19 protein-coding genes are annotated in these 18,128 nt (G+C 48.7%); 4 read left to right on the top strand and 15 right to left on the bottom strand.

The genetic code is table 11. From position 1 onward, the window contains the following. Positions 1–612 (top strand): hypothetical protein (locus tag DXC51_RS25110; RefSeq protein WP_117545659.1); only part of this gene is annotated, 612 nt, incomplete at its 5' end. 77 nt (positions 613–689) lie between these two features. Here the strand turns inward: DXC51_RS25110 and DXC51_RS25105 are convergent. The 7 genes from DXC51_RS25105 to DXC51_RS25080 form a co-directional block, all read right to left on the bottom strand. Further along, positions 690–2,132: an alpha-L-fucosidase gene (locus DXC51_RS25105; RefSeq protein ID WP_117545649.1), complete on the bottom strand. Its 1,443-nt coding sequence runs from the start codon at positions 2,130–2,132 to the stop codon at positions 690–692. Positions 2,133–2,503: 371 nt separating this feature from the next. Next, entirely contained in the window at positions 2,504–3,628 is a 1,125-nt protein-coding gene (locus tag DXC51_RS25100; protein WP_021637018.1) for an ethanolamine utilization protein EutH, read from the bottom strand. A 50-nt stretch (positions 3,629–3,678) separates the two neighbouring features. Continuing rightward, positions 3,679–4,923, bottom strand: a complete 1,245-nt coding sequence (locus DXC51_RS25095) for an aminopeptidase P family protein (RefSeq protein WP_181970198.1) — start codon at positions 4,921–4,923, stop codon at positions 3,679–3,681. Positions 4,924–5,009: 86 nt separating this feature from the next. Then, a complete protein-coding gene (locus tag DXC51_RS25090; protein WP_147332404.1) occupies positions 5,010–5,957 on the bottom strand; it encodes a M24 family metallopeptidase in 948 nt (315 codons plus the stop codon). Next, positions 5,911–6,228, bottom strand: a complete 318-nt coding sequence (locus tag DXC51_RS25085) for an aminopeptidase P N-terminal domain-containing protein (RefSeq protein WP_181970197.1) — start codon at positions 6,226–6,228, stop codon at positions 5,911–5,913. The genes DXC51_RS25090 and DXC51_RS25085 overlap by 47 nt, the downstream gene beginning before the upstream one ends. Positions 6,229–6,260: 32 nt before the next feature. Beyond that, the gene (locus DXC51_RS29715) at positions 6,261–6,407 is read right to left on the bottom strand and encodes a hypothetical protein (RefSeq protein ID WP_021637021.1); all 147 of its coding nucleotides are present in this window, start codon (positions 6,405–6,407) and stop codon (positions 6,261–6,263) included. A 77-nt stretch (positions 6,408–6,484) separates the two neighbouring features. Further along, entirely contained in the window at positions 6,485–7,408 is a 924-nt protein-coding gene (locus DXC51_RS25080; RefSeq protein ID WP_117545645.1) for a helix-turn-helix domain-containing protein, read from the bottom strand. Positions 7,409–7,658: 250 nt separating this feature from the next. On the opposite strand from DXC51_RS25080, the gene DXC51_RS25075 reads away from it, so the two are divergent. The 3 genes from DXC51_RS25075 to DXC51_RS25065 all read left to right on the top strand — a co-directional run bounded on the left by DXC51_RS25075 (position 7,659) and on the right by DXC51_RS25065 (position 9,128). After that, positions 7,659–8,162 (top strand): GNAT family N-acetyltransferase, encoded by a 504-nt coding sequence (locus DXC51_RS25075; protein WP_181970196.1) that lies wholly within the window; start codon positions 7,659–7,661, stop codon positions 8,160–8,162. Beyond that, the gene (locus DXC51_RS25070) at positions 8,125–8,757 is read left to right on the top strand and encodes a response regulator transcription factor (RefSeq protein ID WP_243003274.1); all 633 of its coding nucleotides are present in this window, start codon (positions 8,125–8,127) and stop codon (positions 8,755–8,757) included. The genes DXC51_RS25075 and DXC51_RS25070 overlap by 38 nt, the downstream gene beginning before the upstream one ends. Before the next feature lie 119 nt (positions 8,758–8,876). After that, a complete protein-coding gene (locus DXC51_RS25065) occupies positions 8,877–9,128 on the top strand; it encodes a hypothetical protein (protein ID WP_147332403.1) in 252 nt (83 codons plus the stop codon). A gap of 6 nt (positions 9,129–9,134) precedes the next feature. Here the strand turns inward: DXC51_RS25065 and DXC51_RS25060 are convergent, their stop codons facing one another. The 8 genes from DXC51_RS25060 to DXC51_RS25025 all read right to left on the bottom strand — a co-directional run bounded on the left by DXC51_RS25060 (position 9,135) and on the right by DXC51_RS25025 (position 17,999). Further along, complete coding sequence (locus tag DXC51_RS25060; RefSeq protein ID WP_117545642.1) at positions 9,135–10,298, bottom strand: DHHW family protein; 1,164 nt, start codon at positions 10,296–10,298, stop codon at positions 9,135–9,137. A 27-nt stretch (positions 10,299–10,325) separates the two neighbouring features. Beyond that, entirely contained in the window at positions 10,326–11,741 is a 1,416-nt protein-coding gene (locus DXC51_RS25055) for an MBOAT family O-acyltransferase (RefSeq protein ID WP_117545641.1), read from the bottom strand. Between the two features lie 17 nt (positions 11,742–11,758). Continuing rightward, positions 11,759–12,367, bottom strand: coding sequence for a DUF4358 domain-containing protein (locus tag DXC51_RS25050; protein WP_243003273.1), 609 nt, complete (start codon positions 12,365–12,367; stop codon positions 11,759–11,761). Then, the gene (locus DXC51_RS25045; protein ID WP_117545656.1) at positions 12,367–13,320 is read right to left on the bottom strand and encodes a GDSL-type esterase/lipase family protein; all 954 of its coding nucleotides are present in this window, start codon (positions 13,318–13,320) and stop codon (positions 12,367–12,369) included. The genes DXC51_RS25050 and DXC51_RS25045 overlap by 1 nt, the downstream gene beginning before the upstream one ends. 231 nt (positions 13,321–13,551) lie before the next feature. Continuing rightward, complete coding sequence (locus DXC51_RS25040; RefSeq protein WP_102289179.1) at positions 13,552–14,613, bottom strand: uroporphyrinogen decarboxylase family protein; 1,062 nt, start codon at positions 14,611–14,613, stop codon at positions 13,552–13,554. 42 nt (positions 14,614–14,655) lie between these two features. Next, positions 14,656–15,501 (bottom strand): AraC family transcriptional regulator, encoded by an 846-nt coding sequence (locus DXC51_RS25035; protein ID WP_117545640.1) that lies wholly within the window; start codon positions 15,499–15,501, stop codon positions 14,656–14,658. 417 nt (positions 15,502–15,918) lie between these two features. Next, a complete protein-coding gene (locus DXC51_RS25030) occupies positions 15,919–17,241 on the bottom strand; it encodes an HNH endonuclease (RefSeq protein ID WP_117545639.1) in 1,323 nt (440 codons plus the stop codon). After that, complete coding sequence (locus tag DXC51_RS25025) at positions 17,238–17,999, bottom strand: AraC family transcriptional regulator (RefSeq protein WP_117545638.1); 762 nt, start codon at positions 17,997–17,999, stop codon at positions 17,238–17,240. The genes DXC51_RS25030 and DXC51_RS25025 overlap by 4 nt, the downstream gene beginning before the upstream one ends. Positions 18,000–18,128: the final 129 nt, after the last annotated feature.

Raw genomic sequence — 18,128 nt, 5'->3', positions numbered from 1 at the left:
GATTTGGTGTACATTGCCAAGCAGCTGGAAAAATATACGCGGGATGAGACCATATATTCTTCCACGCTGGTGAAAATTCCGGTGCCACGGTTCGTGGTATTTTACAATGGCACAGACGGGCAGCCGGAAAGGCAGATCCTACGGCTGTCGGATGCTTTTGAAAAAGAGACGGCAGAACCGGAGCTGGAACTGAAGGTGCTCATGCTGAATATCAATTTCGGACACAATAAAGAGCTGATGGAGAAATGCCGGACATTGAGGGAATACAGCCAGTATGTGGACCGGGTCAGAAAATATGCAAAGAGAATGCAGATTGAGGAAGCGGTTGAACGGGCAGTGACGGAATGTATCAGGGAAGGGATTCTGGCAGATTTCCTGTCGTCACAGAGAGCGGAGGTGATAGCAGTGTCAATCTTTGAGTATAATGAAGAAGAGGAAATGAGAAAAATCCGTGCAAGCGAGTATAAGAACGGAAAAGAAGAGGGAATTATAGAAACCTGTAAAGATTTAGGTCTGAGCTTTGAGCAGACTGTTGAAAAACTGAAACTTCGGTTTAATATCAGCGAACAGGAGGCCCGTGAAAAGGTACGGTACCTTTGGGACTCCAAATAAAATTTCAGGGCAGAACCGAGTTCCCCCGGTTCTGCCCTGCTTTTATACCATTATGTATTCCCACGCTTTTCTGCCGCTTATTTCCCGGCCAGCTTCAAAGCCAGGCAGTTCGTATATTCCGTAGGCAGCTTCTCCGGAAGCTTTACGGTCAGCACGCCGAAGCTCTGCACAAACTCCACTTCTCCGGCTCCCAGCAGCCGTACGCTCTCAACTTTTTCCTCCGGACATAAGGATTTGATGACCGCCGCCCTGTTATCCGGCGCCTGCATCATGAAGGCATACACCGTATCGTCCTTCCTGGTAAAACGGAAATCTGAAGAATTCCACTCCGCTCTTTCCTCACGGAAACCGTCAATCACCACGCGAGTGTCTCCTTCGCCAAATACGCGGAAAGGTCTTGTTCCATACACACCCTCTGCACATACTGCGAACCATTTTGCCAGCTCCTCCAGAACGAAACGCGCCTCCTCGTCGATGGCTCCGTCCGGACGCTGAAGAATATTCAAAAGCATAACGCCGTTCTTTGAAATGATATCCACAAGCATTTCAATAATCTGCGCAGGCCTTTTATAGACCTGTTTTGCATCATAGAACCAGTTTCCGATACAGGTATCCGTCTGCCACGGGTAAGGCTGTACACCGGGCAGCTGGCTCTTCTCAATATCCAGCGTTCCCACACGGTATACGTCGGGCGTTCTGTTTTTCTGGGTGTATATTGCCTGGTTTTCACCATTCCTTGCGATGGAGTCATTATACAGATATGCCACTGCTTCCAGTCCCGGAGCATAGCCCTCTTCTTCGAAAGGCAGGCCGCTGTCCGAGTAAAGAAGCGCGGGATGGAATTTATCCACCAGTTCTTTCATGGTATCCAGCCAGTATTTCTGGAATTTCCGGTTCCCGGTCAGCCACTGGGCCATTTCTCCTGTATTCCCGGGCTGGATATGTTCCTGGTTTGCATGGTAAAAATCCTGATACTCCGGATCGTTACCGTCATAAGGAACTCCTTTATAAGGGCCGTAGCTGTCAGAGCATTTATTTACATACCACCAGGAAAAGGAAGCCCCCAGATGCTCCGTCAGTCCAAAGGGCATCTGATATTTATCAGCCGCCGCCTTCCACAGGGAGCAGATATCCTTTCCCGGCCCAATATTGACAGAATTAAAGCGATTAACCTGTGATTCATAATTGAAAAAATTATCATGGTGCATGGCCTGGGCCACAAAATACCTGGCACCCGCCCGGTGATACAGCTCCATCAGGCCCTCCGGATCAAAGTTCTCCGCTTTCCAGAGTTTACAGATATCCTTGTATCCGAATTTGGACGGATGTCCGTAATGTCTGACATGATAATTATACTGCGGGCTCCCCTGGATATACATGTTTCTTGCATACCAGTCACCGCACATCGGCACGCTCTGCGGCCCCCAATGACTCCAGATACCGAATTTGGCATCCTGAAACCATTTCGGACATTCATGCGCCCTCAACGACTCAAATGTGGGCTGAAAATTTTCTGACATAGTTAATCCTCCTCCTTGTTTTGCGGAGCAAAATGCAATTTCTTTAGAAATTTGCCCTCTGACGAGCAGAGGATTTTCCTCCTTGTTTTTCAGAGGTATCTGTTTCGGAAAAGCCCTTTTCCCCTCCGAACCCCTCTCCCTCTGTATGTCTGTAATTATACCGTTGTGCGCTATAATTTATTAGACAGGAAGATGACTATTTCAGTTACAAAATGTCGCAGTGCCGCAGTTTTTTGGCAGCATGCCGCACACATCCATCCTCCGAATCCCCTTTGCGGTTTTTCTTCGGATTTTGCCCTAAACCACTTTCCGGATCTCTTTGCAAAGTATCCTGGCTGCCGCAGGATTATTCATGATATACAGGCGGAGTTCTATGCTGTTTCTCCTGCTGTGCTGCTGTTTTCCAGTGTTTTTCCGGCGGACGCTTTCGCTCCTGTCCCCTTTGTAAAAAGAAGGGCTACCGGAATCGCCGCAAAAGCGCCTGACAGCTTGGCGGCGAGCAGGGCCGGCAGCATTCCCGGCGCTTCGCTCACCGTAAAACCCAAATGGGCCGCCAGCATGGAGGCGGCGCTCACCAGGAAGGCCACATTGACTACCTTTCCTCTTTTATCCATATGTTTCAGCATCGTGATCGCCGGTATGGCGCTGACTATACCTACCAGAAAACCCGCCACGCTGATGCTGTTCATGCCGCATTTTTTACCCAGCCACAGAAGCGGCTGCTTCAGCAGCCTGGTCAAAAGCTCCGCCATGGGAAGGCTTCCCAGCATTACGATGCCGATGGAAGCAACGACGGCCAGGGCATCCTCCAGAGGGGCCATGCCAGGTATGATGACAAGGCCCGTAAGGGAGGTCACCGCCGCAATCACCAGACCAAGGGTAATAAGAATCTGAATCCCTGAGGCAAATATGGTGAAGCCCTTTATCATGGCGGCGGGCGCTTTTTTCAGTCCCAGCAGAAGGAGCAGGGAAAACACGAGCACAGGCAGGTTCTGATGGACAATCTCCAACAATGACAGGCCGCACACAAGGCCTCCCGCAACAAGGGAGACGGGCATGACCATCAGTCCGATCATGATTCCCTGCGCAAACAGCGGTTTGTCCTCTTTTTCCACAATTCCCATCCCCACCGGTATGGTAAACACAACGGTACAGCCAAAAACAGCGGCGATAACAATCCCCGCATACTGCCCCATCAGTGGATTTTGGGCCAAACTGCAGGCCAGCTGATAGCCGCCCATATCAATTGCCAGCAGGCCGCCAAACATAGCCGGGTCAACGCCCAGCAGGCCGAAGGCCGGTATGATGAGCCTGCCAAGCGTCTTCGCCAATACAGGCGCCAAGCAGATCATACCGGCCATGGAAAGGGCCGTCGGCCCCAAAAAGAAAAAACCTTCCTCAAATTTCTTTCCGTAGCCCTTCGGGCTTCCGAAAATCCTGTCAATACCACCGAGCACCACGCCCGCCGCCATGATCCACAGGATTACCTGGTTCATTGTGTTTCCTCCTCACTATGTACCTGTAATATACGCAACTGTCCTTCCCCTTACGATTGCATAAAGGCTTCAATTTCCTCTACCGTTTTCGGAATATCGGCGGTAAGGACTTCGCAGCCGTCCTCCGTTACCAGGAGCGTATCTTCGATTCTGATGCCAATGCCCTCTTCCGGAAAATAGAGCCCGGGTTCCAGGGTAAACATCATATTCTTCTGCAGCAGGTTTTCCGGATCCTCCCCTACATCATGGGTATACAGACCGATAAAATGCCCTGAGCCATGCAGATAATATTTTTCTATTTCCTCCGGTGCCGACAGGATGCCTGCCTTCACCAGTTCGTCAGCCATCACCCTTTTGCTGATCAGCTGCAGTTCATCCTTGCGCTGTCCCGGCTTTGCCGCTTCCAATGCCGCTGTCAGTCCGGCAAGCACTATCTCATACAGCAGCCTCTGCCTCGGCGTAAATTTTCCATTGGCAGGAAAGGTACGGGAGACATCCGCACAGTAATATTCCCAGCTTGCCCCCAGATCCACCAGCACCAGATCCCCTTCCTTTATCTTGTCCCTGTTGGCAGAATAATGCAGGATACAGGCGTTTTTTCCCGTGGCGGCCACTGTGGCAAACGCATGGCCGCAGCCCCGGCTTTTTACGATAAAATCAAAATAGGCCTCCATCTGCCCTTCCGTCATCTCCGGACGGGTATGCGCCATCATATACCGGACCGCCTCCACAGTCGTCCTGCAGGCAATCCGGTGGGCGGCTATCTCTTCCGGCTGCTTCACCCTGCGCATCCGGGCAAACCAGGGCGCGGCGTTCTCAACAGCCAGCCTGGGCCAGTCCTTTTTCAGACGGTCCGCTGTCTGCCGGACAGGCTCCGCCATGTCCTGCCACGTCCCCTCTTCCTGATCAAACAAAAGGGTGCCCACACCGCCGCAGGAGATCAGCTCCGCCAGTCTTCCAGAAAGCTCATCCAGGAAACAAACCTCAGCAATCCCGTATTTCTGCCCGGCTTCCGCTTTCCCCGGCCGGGGGCCCTCATAGCGTTCCAAACGGGGATCAGGCCGGCGGATAAAAAGGACTTCTTTTCCCGCCCCCTTTTGCCTGTATGCCAGATAAACGGTATCTGGCTCTTCACAGCCTGTAAGATAAAAGAAGTTCCGGTTGACACTGAAGGGATATTCTTCGTCCCCCGCCATCATTTTGGTGCTGCCGGCGAAAAAAATCCCCGCCTGCCCGTCTTTTAAAAATTCCAGAAATTTTTCCCTCCTGGAAATATGAAACTGTCTGTCAAGCATCTTGCTCCTCCTCATCTCTCACCGGCCGCCGTTTTCCCCGGATTTTCCTCCGGCCTTCCCCGTTTTTCCGGAACCGCCTCGTGTCCTTATCGGCCGGAACAGCCCGCCGTCAGGCCTCTTTTCATGGTATCCTCTATCTCCTCCACCGTGCGCGGCGTTATCACGGAAAGATTCTCGCAGCCCTCCTCCGTTACCAGGCAGTTATCCTCCAGCCGGAAGCCGATTCCCCACTCCTCGTGGTAAATGCCGATATCCACGCAGAACACCATGCCCGACGCTATGCTTCCTATGGAAAAATCCACCACATCATGTACGTCATAGCCCACGTGATGGGCGCCTCCGTGCCACATGAAGGTGCCGATATCCTCCGTCCGCTTCAGCACGCCGGCTTCCTTCAGCATTTCCGCATTGTAGGCCCTGGCTGTTTTATCCACGTCCGCCATTTTCATCCCCGGCCGGATTATTTCAAACATATGGTTGGAGGTTTTCAGCGCGCATTCATAGAGCAGCTTCTGTTTTTCCGTGAACCTGCCATTGCAGGGCCATCCACGGGACACATCATTCATCAGCCCGTCGTGCCAGGCGCCCACATCATTCAATATCATATCTCCGTCCCGGGCCTGTCCTTTATATTGATAATAATGGATACAGAAATTATTTTTCCCGGCAGAAATAATGGAAGGGAAGGCCGGCCCCTGCGGCCCGTGCTGTCCCAGCGCGTAGTCGAATTCCGCTTTGTACTGGTATTCATACATTCCGGGGCGGGAAGCCTTCATCATGGCAACGATTCCGTCCCTTGTAATCTTCTCCGCTTCCCGCATGGCCTCTATTTCACAGGCCTGCTTTATCGTCCTTAAGCTGCGGATAAGGACGTTCGCATTTTCAATCCGTAAATAAGGATATTCCAATTTTGCTTTTTTTGCAAGCAAATGTGCAGGGCAATCCCTGTCGTCTGGCGACACCCTGTACAGATCAAGGTACAGATGTTTATAATTGCCGCTCACAGCCCATGCGTGCAGCTGCTGTCCAAACACGCCGTTCTCCCGTCCAGCGCTCCTGCATGGGATCCGGCGGCAGAATATAAACACACTCCTCCACCGCGCCTGCGCCGTCTTTTCTGGCCGCAAGAATGAATTCCCTGCTGTCCAGCCCCGTTAAATACAGGAAATTCCTGTCCGTGTAAAAGGGATAATATTCATCGTTCGTTTTTCTGACCTCTGTCCCGGAAAAAAGAAGCAGAATTGAATTTTCCTTCATTTTTCCATAAAGCCGTTCCCTGTTGCCGCTGTGAAATGTTTTATCCATATTTTCCTCCCATCTGCGGGAGCACCAGCTCATTATACAGCCCTGTTTAGGGCGGACCAACCGTCCAGCTCCTCCGGAACCTGGTACATGGCAAAGGCTGTCCGGTAGACTCTGTATAAATAGGTTTTGCCGGAAAGCCTGGTGGTTATTTCAGGGTACAGCCGTGCCGTCTCATACATGCTTACTTCGGGAACCGGGGGAGTCCCGCTTCACATGTGGAGGCTTCCCCCGCTTCTGTTTTCCTCTTTCATCACTCTCAGTCTTTTATTTTCTCACCATTCAGCAAAATGTCCAGCCTACCGTCTCCGGGAAGCTGCTTTTTGATCCATTCCCTGATCATGTCCTCCGAAAACTCCCCTTCTCCGAAAATTGCCGAATCCGGCTTCATAACTATTTCCGTTCCCCGTTCATGCGTCTGGATGTGTATGGAAAGCTCATGCTGTGCAATCCCCCTCACATAATCCTGCCGGAAGCTTCTGCCGTCCCGGTATACCATAACCTGCAGGCTTTCACACAGGGAATTCACCGTCTGCATCCCTGCCTGGACCAAATCCCCCATCTGGCTGTACTCTGCATTGGTAACCGGTTTTCCCGCCAGTATCTTATTCAGCACCATTCTGTCGGCCTGAATATCCTCCGAAAGGGGAAGGCCTCTTCCATTATCTCTGATCCGTACTCTCCCATCCGGCAGCAGCATTATTTCCACTCTGGTGCAGAAACCCTCTGCCGCTTCCTCCAGTGATTGCCTCACAGTCTCAAATATAAGCTGATGCCTTCCATACCGCAAATCCTCCCGTTTTGACTCAGTCATTAAATACCTCCTTTTTTCCGTCGGCACAGCAAATCCCGGAACAGTATAGGAAACCAGGTATTTCCTCACCGTACTAGGCGTTGAGCCGAAAAGCCGCGTAAAAGCTCGTGTGAATCCTTCATGTGAGTCAAACGCATACAGCATGGCAACCTCAAGCACCTTCCGGCCTTCCAGCAGAGAGACTGCCGCATACTGCAGCTTACGAATCCGTATATAGCCCGTGACAGGCATTCCCATCTCTTCCGCAAAGATACGGCTGAAGTAAAAAGGACTGTACCCGGCAATTTCCGCCAGGCTGCACAGAGCGATTTTCTCGTGGATATGGCAGTCCACATAGGCCAATATTTTTTCCCATTCAGCTTGATCCATTTTGTTCACCTCACACTTTTATGCTATCATTAATGACGGGAACGTTCTTGACTTCATATATCGTATTTATGTCGGTGTGCCTCCGGCATTAATCATGGTATAATGAGGCGGATGTAACATCCGGTTAGCCCCGCCGCATACAACAGGCCATCATACTTGAATTGTCTTGAAAACACAGGGGGGACCGTTTGGCCGTTGCACGCGGGAATCAGGCCGTTTCAAGTTTATGCGAAATGAGGAGACAGAAATTATGATCATCAAGACTGCACAAATTACTGATTTACCAGGAATAATGGCGGTATATGCACAGGCCAGAAAATACATGGCGGAAAACGGGAATGCCGCGCAATGGGGCGCAGCCTATCCGTCGGAGGAGCTTGTAAAAGAGGATATCCGTCTGGGGCAATGCTTTGTTGGCACGGACGACAAGAAGAAAATCCACTTTGTTTTCGCTTTAATTATCGGAGAGGATCCCACTTATCTTCGGATTGAACAGGGCGCATGGCTCAATAACTCACCTTATGGGACAATCCACAGGCTGGGCAGCGACGGTACGCACAAGGGCTGCTTTGCGGAATGCCTGACCTTCTGCCTGAACCGTATTCCCAATCTCCGTGCGGATACGCACCGGAATAATCTGACCATGCAGCATTTGCTGGAAAAATACGGTTTCCGCAGATGCGGGATTATTTATGTAAAGGATGGGAGCGAACGTCTTGCCTATCAAAGGGAGCCAGGAATTCCCTTTTCGTGACGGAAAAACAGCTTTTCATAGTATCACGGATTATAATGAATATGCGCTTGCTCTCATAGATCTCAAGCTGCCGGACATGAACGGCATGGAAATTATCAAAGCCATCCGGAAAGTCAGTACCATCCCAATTATCATAATCACTGCAAAAGATAACGATACCGACAAATCACTGGGATTAAACCTGGGAGCTGATGACTATGTTGTAAAGCCCTTCTCTCTTATCGAGCTTGCCGCCAGAATTAAAGCCAACATCAGGCGGGCCAGAACCTACCAGCCTTTACCGTGTGATATGGCTGTTAAAATTAAGGATTTGGAGATAGACCCGGTAAGCCATACCGTCAGGCGTCAGGGGATTCCCATTGATTTTACGCCAACGGAATTTGAACTATTACATTTACTGGGAACCCATCCGGGACAGGCATTTTCAAAAGAACGTCTATACGAACTCATTTGGAAGGAACCTTATTTCGGAAATGAAAATGTATTGAATACCCATATCAACCGACTGCGTTTAAAGCTGAAAAGAAGCCCGGACGATACTGCAACCTATATTAAAACCTTATGGGGAATAGGCTACAAAATGGAGGATAACTAAATGTGGATTTGTTTTGCCATGTGTTCGGCCATATTGATATATGCGGATTGTATCTGCCATGCACAATTCCCCTCCCCGCCCAATACAATATAGAAACAGGAAAAATACAGGAGCAGGCTATGGCGATCACTTCTCTGGACATTCTCAACCTGTCCCATTCCCTGAAGGATGTATGTGAGGTAAACTGCAAAACCCCGGAATGTCTTTCGCAGACCCTGCAGGTTCTGCTGGAATACAACCTGATCCAGGCCAACCTGGAATTCAGCCGGCAGTTTGGCTGCCCCAATGCACCGCAGGCCGCCCCATCCCCCGCTGCCCGGCAGGAGCTTCGCAGGGAAAGAAGCGTTGCGGAATTTACAGTCTTTGACTAAACTATATCAGTAAATCCCACGGATTCCCAGATCCGAATCCAGTGTGTTCATATTATAAAGAATCAGTACATCCGTAATGCCCGGGTGCTCTTTGATAAAGGCGGACGGACCCTGCTTGTAATACCTGGTATCAAACACATAGATTTTTTTATAATGATGGGCCAGAAACGGCACCATGGAATTGGCATAGCTGTCCTTGATCAGCGCCAGCTCCCGGTCAGAGCCCGCCGTTTCATTGGTGATTTCAATCAAACTGTGCAAATTATCCAGGAACAGGGAATATTTATCCTTTTTCTCCGTATATTCCAGATTATAAAGGCTGTCCGTCACCTCCCCGGTATCCAGATAGGATACCGTCAGGCGGTCTGCGGGATTGGTGTAAATGGTTATAGAATCCCCTTTCCGGCTATAGTCTCCTGTTTTCGAATAAATCGTACCGCGGAAGTCCTCCGTAACCGTTTCCGCGGCCATTTCCATAAGCGGAACTGCCTCAAAGCCCATATTTTCACAGAAAACCCGGTAACCTTCGTAGGCGCCGCGCGTAGTCCAGTGGTGATCCGTCCTGTAATACAGAGGCTCCCCATTTTTTTGTTCCAGCAGCGCCTGGCTGCAATCGATGGGGACAATACCGGCAGCCCGGTATACAGCTTCCGCAGTTTCCATCTGATTTTTTGTCTGCACATGGGCCGGCAGCCTGTCCTCATACACATAAACGGCGGTGGGGACCAGCATGAGACGAAGCCTGGGTTCCTGTCCCTCCGTTTCCTGCGTATCCGCTTCCTGTCCCTCCAGCTCCTGTGCAAAGCTCTTCAAAATCCCTGCAATCCGCTCCGTATTCTCCGCACTTTTATACGCTTCAATCAGATAGCCGTCCCCAGCGATATAAACGCCGTTGATTTCCTTTCTTCCCAGCGCTGTCTCCGCCTTTGTCTTCAGCCCGATGAAAAAATCCCGGAAAAGAAAATGATCCGAAGCATAGTCGGACAGCCCCTGCATATAGGCGCCGCTCTTTATATCCTCCCAGCCAGGGGATGGCAGTTTTGCCAGATACCTGTTCTCATTCTCGGAAAAATCCTGCTTATTGGCTGCAAAAAATCCAATGGCCAGTGCCAGTATCATCCCTGCCAGCAGTCCCGCTGTCACACGTCTGATTCTTTGTGCATTTGTCATATTCTTTCGCTTCCGCCTTTCCTGATGTCAAAATCTGAAGTATAAAAACGGATTATAGGTATCATTTACCAAAAAAGCCGTTGTAAGCAGGAACAGCATGATATAGCCCGCCGCAGTCACAAGTCCGGCAGCTGTTTTCGGCCCGTTTCCCGCTGCCTCCAGCTTCTTTTTTGCCCAGGGGTATACCGGGAAGGCCAGGATGACAGCCGCCAGGAGCACAACGCCATAATTGGTCAGATACCAGAGGAATTCCTCTCCCCACCAGGCATTTCCGGCACATGCCGCCATGGAGCACAGATATCTTCCCAGCGCCCCGCAATCGTCAAACACAAAAATAACAAAGCCTGTCACAACGATCAGCAATGTATAGCCATGCTGTATTACTGCGGGCAGCCTTTCCAGTTTTTTGCCCCATACATATTTTTCCAGAGCAAGCAGAACACCGTAATACAGCCCCCACAGGACAAAGTTCCAGGCTGCGCCATGCCACAGCCCTGTCAGGAACCATACAATAAGCATATTCCGCAGGTGCTTTGCCGTGCTCACCCGGTTGCCGCCAAGAGGAATGTATACATAATCCCGGAACCAGGTGGAAAGCGATATATGCCAGCGTCTCCAGAAATCCGTTACGGACACCGCATACAGGGGATACCTGAAGTTCTCCGGGAAATGGAAACCCAGCATCCACCCCATGCCGATAGCCATGTCACTGTAGGCGCTGAAATCAAAATACAGCTGCAGTGTAAAAGCCGCCGCACCCAGCCAGGCTGTGGCCGCCGATGCCTGTCCCGTTTCCAGCAGCCGTATTTCTTCCCACAGCGCTCCTGCCTGATTGGCGATCAGCACTTTTTTGAACAGGCCCTGCAGGAAACGGTAAAAGCCGTCCGTCACCTCCGAACGCCTTATTTTTCTGCTGTGCAGCTCCTGATTCACCGTTGAAAAACGGACAATAGGCCCGGCTACCAGTTGTGGGAACATGGACACATAGGTAAGATAGGTCAGATAATTTTTCTCCACCGGCACCTTCCGCCGGTACAGATCAATGCTGTAGCTCATGGTCTGAAAGGTGAAAAAACTGATGCCTACAGGAAGTCCCAGGCCAAGAGGCCGGAGCCCTGTGTGGAAAAGGCCGTTTACCGTATCGATAAGGAAATCCGCATACTTAAAAAATCCCAGCACGGAAAGATTGATTATTACAGAACAGCAGAGGAACAACCGCCGCCGTCCCTCTGTGGATCCAAACCGTGTCATGAGCCTTCCATTCGTGTAATCCACTGTTGAAGCGAACAGCATCAGGAGGATATAAACAGGCTCTCCCCAGGCGTAAAAAACCAGGCTGAAAAGAAGGAGGACTCCATTCTTCCAGGAATAAGGCACCGCATAATAAAGAAGGAGGCATAACGGCATGAAGAAAAACAAAAAGGGAATGCTGCTGAAAACCATCGCCGTTTCCGTCCTTTCTAAAGCTGTGCTTCAATGATTTTTTCAATGGCGTCCGCCTGTTCTGAAATAACCAGATACACATAGCTGCCTTCTGTTTTTACGGCGCTTTTTTTCACAATATCATACTGCCCGGGCAGATAATTTTCCATTTCTCCGCTCTTTTCCTCAATTACAAGCTGCAGCGCCGCGCTGATTTTATCTGCATCCGCCTTATCCTTCAATTTCATAATAACCACGGTTTCCGCGCTTGTAGCTTCCTCAGACATGGAAAATACGTACTCCTCAAGCAGGGCGGGATCGATATTGTAATAATTTTCTATGAAATTATCCTGCATGATTACAGGTGAAATAAGGGTGACCGATTCGGTCACCAAATCATAAATTTCCTGTACGGACAGCGCTTCCCCGGAGGCTGCCTCCGGCTCGCTTTCCTGTTCCTTTACATTTATATCTGTTCCGGCCGTTATGCCGCCATCCGTTATGCCGCCATTCGTTTTTCCGCCATCCGTTTTTGCTCCATCCGCCTGTCCGCAGCCGCCAAGAAGCAGCATTGCCGCCAGGAAGCATATAAATTTCCCGGTTCCCCTTTTCTCACATTTTTTTCCGGTTAACCTATTCTTTTTCATTATAAATCCTCCTGCATGCCGCCTTCGGCGTTATTTTTTTCCAGCTGTTCCTTCGCATAATCCCGAAGCACAGATACCCAGATATCATAAGCCTCCGGCCGCTGATGTGCAAAATCGTCGCTGCAGTATCCTTCCGCCAGATCGCCGTTTTCATCGGCCAGCGCATCGGCAATGTCCACATAGCCCCAGCCATTTTCCTCAGCCATCTGCTTCAGCATGGAATTGTATTCCCGGATGGTGTCGTTTTCCAGCAGCCCCGTCCCTTTTCCCTTCATGACATAGGTCATGCTCATAATATGTATTTCAGCCTCCGGATCGGTTTCCCTGATTTTTTCCACCAGCTCCTTATACTTTTCGCAGCTGCCCTCCAGGCCGTTAATATTCAGATCATTCATTCCCAGCATCAGAAATACCCGCCGGCCGCCCATCATGGAGATGGATTCCCAGACCTGGCGCTGCTTTCCCCGATACATGGGGTGGACGCTTTTCTCATTCACCTCCCAAAGCGCATTGTTGACGGAATAGCTGCCTGCCGCCAAAAACTGCAGCCGGCTCAAAAAGGAATCCTGACGCTTCATCGCATAATTCCGGAAGCCAAGCATGATGGAATCGCCCACAAATACGGAATTATCAAAATAAGCATCCGCCCTTGCCTCCGCAGCCTTCTCCTCCGGGCTCATTTTCTCTCCATTCTCTTCCCCGTTTTTCTCTTCCGATGCTTCCGAACCGGCAGCATTTTCCTCCAGAGCGGCTTCCGCCCTTCCCTGTTCTTCCTCCTCAAACGCTTCCTTCATCGTTTCTTTGTTGCGCACCATATCCACGGCGCCTGAAATAAGTGCCGGTTCATATTTTGCCATCTTGCTTTCGGCTCCGCAGCTCTCAGGCCGGCTCCCGCCTACCACAAAAAGAACTGAAAGCCATGCAAGACAAATTGTCACTATTTTTCTTTTCATCCTGTCCCTGTGCTCCCCTCGGTATTTTTCCACGCGCACGGCCGGGCTTTCCATAAAGGTATAGTCAACTTAAAAAGGCTGAAAATCAGAGATTCTCAGCCAACCATATTCCATGTGTCTGCGCGTGATTATCATTATCTGTCTTTTCCCTTCAAGCTTACACGCAGGATGCATCAAATCTCCATCAAAATTGCATCATTTTTGCATCATCCGACAAATTCCGTCATTTTTTTATTTCCGATAGGTCCGGCAGGCTTCCACGTAAGCCAGGATATTTTCCAGCGGAACCTCCGGCTCCAGGATATGGGTGGGCGCTACAAACAATCCGCCTTTTTTGCCGGCGGCATCCAGATTATCCCAGACCGCTTTTTTTACCTCCTGAGGCGTGCCGAAGGGCATTACCGTCTGCGTTCCAATGGTTCCGTGGAAGGATATCCTGTCTCCATATTTTCTGCAGATCTCTTTAAAATCCATGCATTCGCTCTGAATGGGATTGAGCACATCAATTCCCGCCTCAATGAGGTGAGGGATGAACGGCTCTACAAAACCGCAGGAATGGTAAAAAATAAGGATTTCCGGATTGATTTCCTTCACCATGTCCACCAGCTCCTTCAGGCGGGGCTTAATCCAGCTGCAATACAGCTCCTCACTCATCATAATCGTATGCTGCATCCCGATATCATCTCCGAAAAACAGGACGTCCACGCCCGCCTCCGCATAGGAACGGGCCCTGATTTTGGAGGTTTCCAGCACCTTGTCAAAAAGGAAAACCGCAGTTTCCTCCTCCGCCATCATATCGCAGAACAGATTTTCCATACCGCGGAGATACCAGGCCGTCTCCCAGATGGTGGTCTGCATATCTCCCAATGCAATCAGATCCCTCTTCTTGATTTCCTCCACCTGTTTTTTCTGATGGGAGTTATTACCATGGGCATAATCAGGAAAAGGATAGTCCAGAAAATCCTCCATATCCTCCGCATTCTCCAACGGATGGCGCATGTAAGTCATATGCATGCTGTTGGGTGATTTTTCATGGCCCACGCCCCAGGTGTCGATATCCGCGCCCTCCGCCAACGGGCGCAGGTAGAATCTGCGGTACTGCTCCACATCATGGTTAACCAGTTTTATATCCTCCACTCTCCTCCAGGGGAACTGAAAATATTCCTGGTAATCCTCCACGCCAAGCTCTTTGCGCATCCGCTCAATTAAAAACGGGCAGAGACTGAATTCCACCGGCACGCTTTCATAGCCGGTTCTCCTCAGAAGCGATAAAAAATTTTCTCTGTTTGTCATCCCTGAACCTCCTGTATACCACAGAATGGCTGCGGTATTTCATCAATCCTCATTTTTCAGATTCTTATATTCCGTCGGCGTCATTCCCGTATGCCGTCTGAATACACGGCAGAAATACTGGGGACTGTTAAAGCCGGCCAGGGCGGACGCCTCCGTGACCCCCTTATCCCAATCCCGCAGATATTCCTTGGCCTTTGCTATCCTGAGCATCGTTATGTACTGGGAACAGCCAATACCAAAACGCTCTGCAAATAATTTCCTGAGATATCTCGAACTGATTCCCAGCTCTCCCGCCAGTTCCTCCAGATTGATTTCCTCTTCCAGGCTGCCGTGTATTTTTTTAAGCGCTTCCTCCAGCTTGCCCCGGCAGCCGTCCATAAGCCGGTTTTCTTCCTCTATGCAGCCGGACAGCATGGCAAACAGCTGCAGCATGGTGAAATCAAACTGCGCTTTAGCATAGCAGTTATCCCGTATTTTTTTATATCCCCGCTGTATGCTTTCCAGCAGGCCGCATAGTTCCTCGCAGTCCTGAAATACATGACAGACGCTTTCTCCCTTAAAACAGGGAAGGCAGTCCGGTATCTGCCCGGGGAGCGCCGCCTGGTATATCAGCTGGGTTATGGCACAGGATTTGCTCACATCCACCATAAAAAGATGCTTCTTGTACGGATTTACCATTATGCAGCTTCCCCGCTTGAGGGGGATAACCTGCCCTTCCACCTCCATCATACAGCAGCCGGAATTGATGTAATTGATTTCTGTTTCAGGATGGGCATGGCTTTCAAAACGATAGTTCGCCGGAAAACGTATCCTTCGTATGGTTTTCAGCGTTATGCCGTAGGCGGGATCCGCAAAAAGTGCCAGCAGTTCTTTTTCAATATTGTTCACCGGCTAAGCTTCCTTTCTATTGCAGTGATGCAGGTTTTCCCGAACGGATACGGGAAGCCCTGCTCTTCCTGTTATCCTAAGCATACAGGAATATGGATATTTCGGCAATCTTAATTGTAAAAATACGGAACTGTGGCTATTATACGGGAGACGGGAGGACACCTGACCTGAAGATGCTGGGTTTATTGGAAATCTGCATAGATACTGTCGGTGTCCGCTGACTTTACTATAGCATAGGATGAGAAGATGTTCTTTAACGAAACGGAATGGGTATTTAGATTAATTGCAGTTTTCGGAAGTAATATTTACTAATAAAGTAAACATATTTTTAAGTATCTTATTATTTTTATCTTTCTTTTCTAACTATAGAAAAAGTATCACGATATACAAACACAACTAAAATACTTTTTCCATATATTATTTAATTCCATACATTTTCAGCAATTCACTAAAACCAATATGTATTCCAACATTCTCCAACTCTTTTTCTCTTTCGTTATATAGTTTTTTCAGTAGTAACTCAGCTCCTTCACCATAATGAAGCTGATTATGGCAGTTGCTGCATAACGATACTATGTTCTCCTCTACATCCAGGGATACCTCAAACATATCGGAATAAGACATTGGAACCAAGTGGTGCGGTTCCGTATAATTTTTATCTGAACCTTTTCGTATAAAGGTCCAGTGCAATCCATTTACTTCACATTTATACCATGCATGTGCCAAAGCGTTTATAGAAATCTGCCTATCACGTTTATATACTTTACATCCGTTATTATAAATAGCAACCTGTTTTTTTCTTGGTATTCCCTTATGCTGAAATCCTAATGTCATATTTTTGAGACTGGATTGTTTTAAATCAGAAAGCAACTCTGTTTCCTCCAATTTTTCAGCCATATTCACATTCAATTCCGGATATAAAGCAGATATCGCCGTTGCCAATTCGGGTCTCATTTTCCACTCAAAATGTCTATCCTCACGGTATCTTCCCCAAAAAAGTATCCTCCACCATCTTTTTTTACCAGTCTCGTCAATTAATGGTTCAGTTCCAGTTGCAACACATACTCTTTTTGCGAGAGCAACTATAGATGTCGTATAGGACGAGGGCGAACAGCCATCATGAATAGCCAATTCCGAACAAGTCGTCGCATGATTATCTGACAGATAAAATTTTTTCATTAATTTTATATCTGATAACCTAAAAACATTAGGATCCTTTAATAAATGCTGCCATTGCTCCGTATTAATATTTGATGGATTTGCATAGTCCTTTGGATATTTTTCGTCTCTCAATTTTTGGATATCAGAATTATCCAAACAACTCACATTATAATACTTTGTTATAATTTTCTGAATATAACGCTTCAATTCATCCGTAATTCTGCTTGGTCCTTGAATTGTTCTTAAACCATGCTCTCTTAATCTTTTTATATCTAACTCCGGTATATCATACTCTTCCAATAATAATAACTCCATATACCTTCCACAAAATTTATAGTTGCTACCATCCAATACAAAATCAGAATCATTAATTGTTGTTTTATCCAAATTTACTTTTAATGCTCTGCATTTATATTTCAGGCATTTAATAGGACTTCCCACATAAATATAAACGATATCCCCCTTATTGATATTATTGTTCTGTTTCCATTCTATTTTTTTAAATCTTGCAAAAGCACCTATTACATCATACAATCTAGGATTACACGTTATAAGCCATGCTCTGTTATCTGTTTTCATTTCTTATTTACCTCCCCATTTCCCACATACCGGCTGGGCGCACATCCCGTTATTTTACGGAACACCCTGGAAAAATAACGCACATCATAAAATCCGCACATGAGCGACACATCATTCACAGAAAGCTTCAAGGATCCTCTGCGTTCCAGAAGCTCCCTGGCAAAGGTTATCCTCAAGCCGGTCAGGTATTCTCCCGGAGTCATCCCTGTCTCGGCCCTGAATTTACGGCGGATATAATCGGTGGAATAGCCGCTGTCGGCAATCATAGCCGTAAGGTTTATTTCAGGATTCGTAAAGGATGCGATGAGACGGTTTTTAATATCCTCCGTCACTGAATCCCTGCCCGCAGAGGACAGGCGCTCTTCCAGCAGCTGCATGACAGCCCTGAAAATAAACATGGATGCGGAAGAATCTCCTTTATAATGAAGCCTTAAAAGCAGGGAGAACAGGCTTTCAAAGGTCTTCTCCGCATCGTCTGAAACCAGCACCGGTTCCGTCGGATCCATCCTGCGGCTCCGGGAAAGAGGGAACTGCTGCGTATGGATATACAGATCATAGAAGCCCTCTTCGGCATATTTGTTGTGCCGAAGCCGCGGCGGAATGCACATGAGCGTTCCCGGCTGAAAGGCATATTTTTTCCCGTTTATTTCAGCAGTACCGCTGCCCTGCGTATTGATTACCAGCTCCCAGGATTCGTGGCTGTGCACCGGGCAGGAGCGAAAAACAGCCGGTGAAGCGCCTATCGTATATGCGGACATCTCTTTTCCTCCTATATTTCTTTAGTTCAACGTTATCAGAGAAAGTCGTTTTTGTCCACCTTATTGCAGCTTTCATTCTCACTGTTTTCAGCTCCTTCATGTAAACTTGTTCTTATAATAAAAGGGGGA

This window comes from Eisenbergiella massiliensis, from assembly GCF_003435485.1.
The sequence above is the reverse complement of the archived record's forward strand: the minus strand, read 5'-3'. Positions and strand labels throughout refer to the sequence as shown.

Excerpts from the sequence above, each read along its gene's own strand:
- DXC51_RS25100 (WP_021637018.1), bottom strand. The coding sequence starts at position 3,628 with ATGAACCAGGTAATCCTGTGGATCATGGCGGCGGGCGTGGTGCTCGGT.
- DXC51_RS25055 (WP_117545641.1), bottom strand. The coding sequence starts at position 11,741 with ATGGTTTTCAGCAGCATTCCCTTTTTGTTTTTCTTCATGCCGTTATGC.
- DXC51_RS25095 (WP_181970198.1), bottom strand. The coding sequence starts at position 4,923 with ATGCTTGACAGACAGTTTCATATTTCCAGGAGGGAAAAATTTCTGGAA.
- DXC51_RS25030 (WP_117545639.1), bottom strand. The coding sequence starts at position 17,241 with ATGAAAACAGATAACAGAGCATGGCTTATAACGTGTAATCCTAGATTG.
- DXC51_RS25045 (WP_117545656.1), bottom strand. The coding sequence starts at position 13,320 with ATGAAAAGAAAAATAGTGACAATTTGTCTTGCATGGCTTTCAGTTCTT.
- DXC51_RS25080 (WP_117545645.1), bottom strand. The coding sequence starts at position 7,408 with ATGGATCAAGCTGAATGGGAAAAAATATTGGCCTATGTGGACTGCCAT.
- DXC51_RS29715 (WP_021637021.1), bottom strand. The coding sequence starts at position 6,407 with ATGTATGAGACGGCACGGCTGTACCCTGAAATAACCACCAGGCTTTCC.
- DXC51_RS25050 (WP_243003273.1), bottom strand. The coding sequence starts at position 12,367 with ATGAAAAAGAATAGGTTAACCGGAAAAAAATGTGAGAAAAGGGGAACC.
- DXC51_RS25040 (WP_102289179.1), bottom strand. The coding sequence starts at position 14,613 with ATGACAAACAGAGAAAATTTTTTATCGCTTCTGAGGAGAACCGGCTAT.
- DXC51_RS25025 (WP_117545638.1), bottom strand. The coding sequence starts at position 17,999 with ATGTCCGCATATACGATAGGCGCTTCACCGGCTGTTTTTCGCTCCTGC.
- DXC51_RS25075 (WP_181970196.1), top strand. The coding sequence starts at position 7,659 with ATGATCATCAAGACTGCACAAATTACTGATTTACCAGGAATAATGGCG.
- DXC51_RS25065 (WP_147332403.1), top strand. The coding sequence starts at position 8,877 with ATGGCGATCACTTCTCTGGACATTCTCAACCTGTCCCATTCCCTGAAG.
- DXC51_RS25085 (WP_181970197.1), bottom strand. The coding sequence starts at position 6,228 with ATGGATAAAACATTTCACAGCGGCAACAGGGAACGGCTTTATGGAAAA.
- DXC51_RS25060 (WP_117545642.1), bottom strand. The coding sequence starts at position 10,298 with ATGACAAATGCACAAAGAATCAGACGTGTGACAGCGGGACTGCTGGCA.
- DXC51_RS25105 (WP_117545649.1), bottom strand. The coding sequence starts at position 2,132 with ATGTCAGAAAATTTTCAGCCCACATTTGAGTCGTTGAGGGCGCATGAA.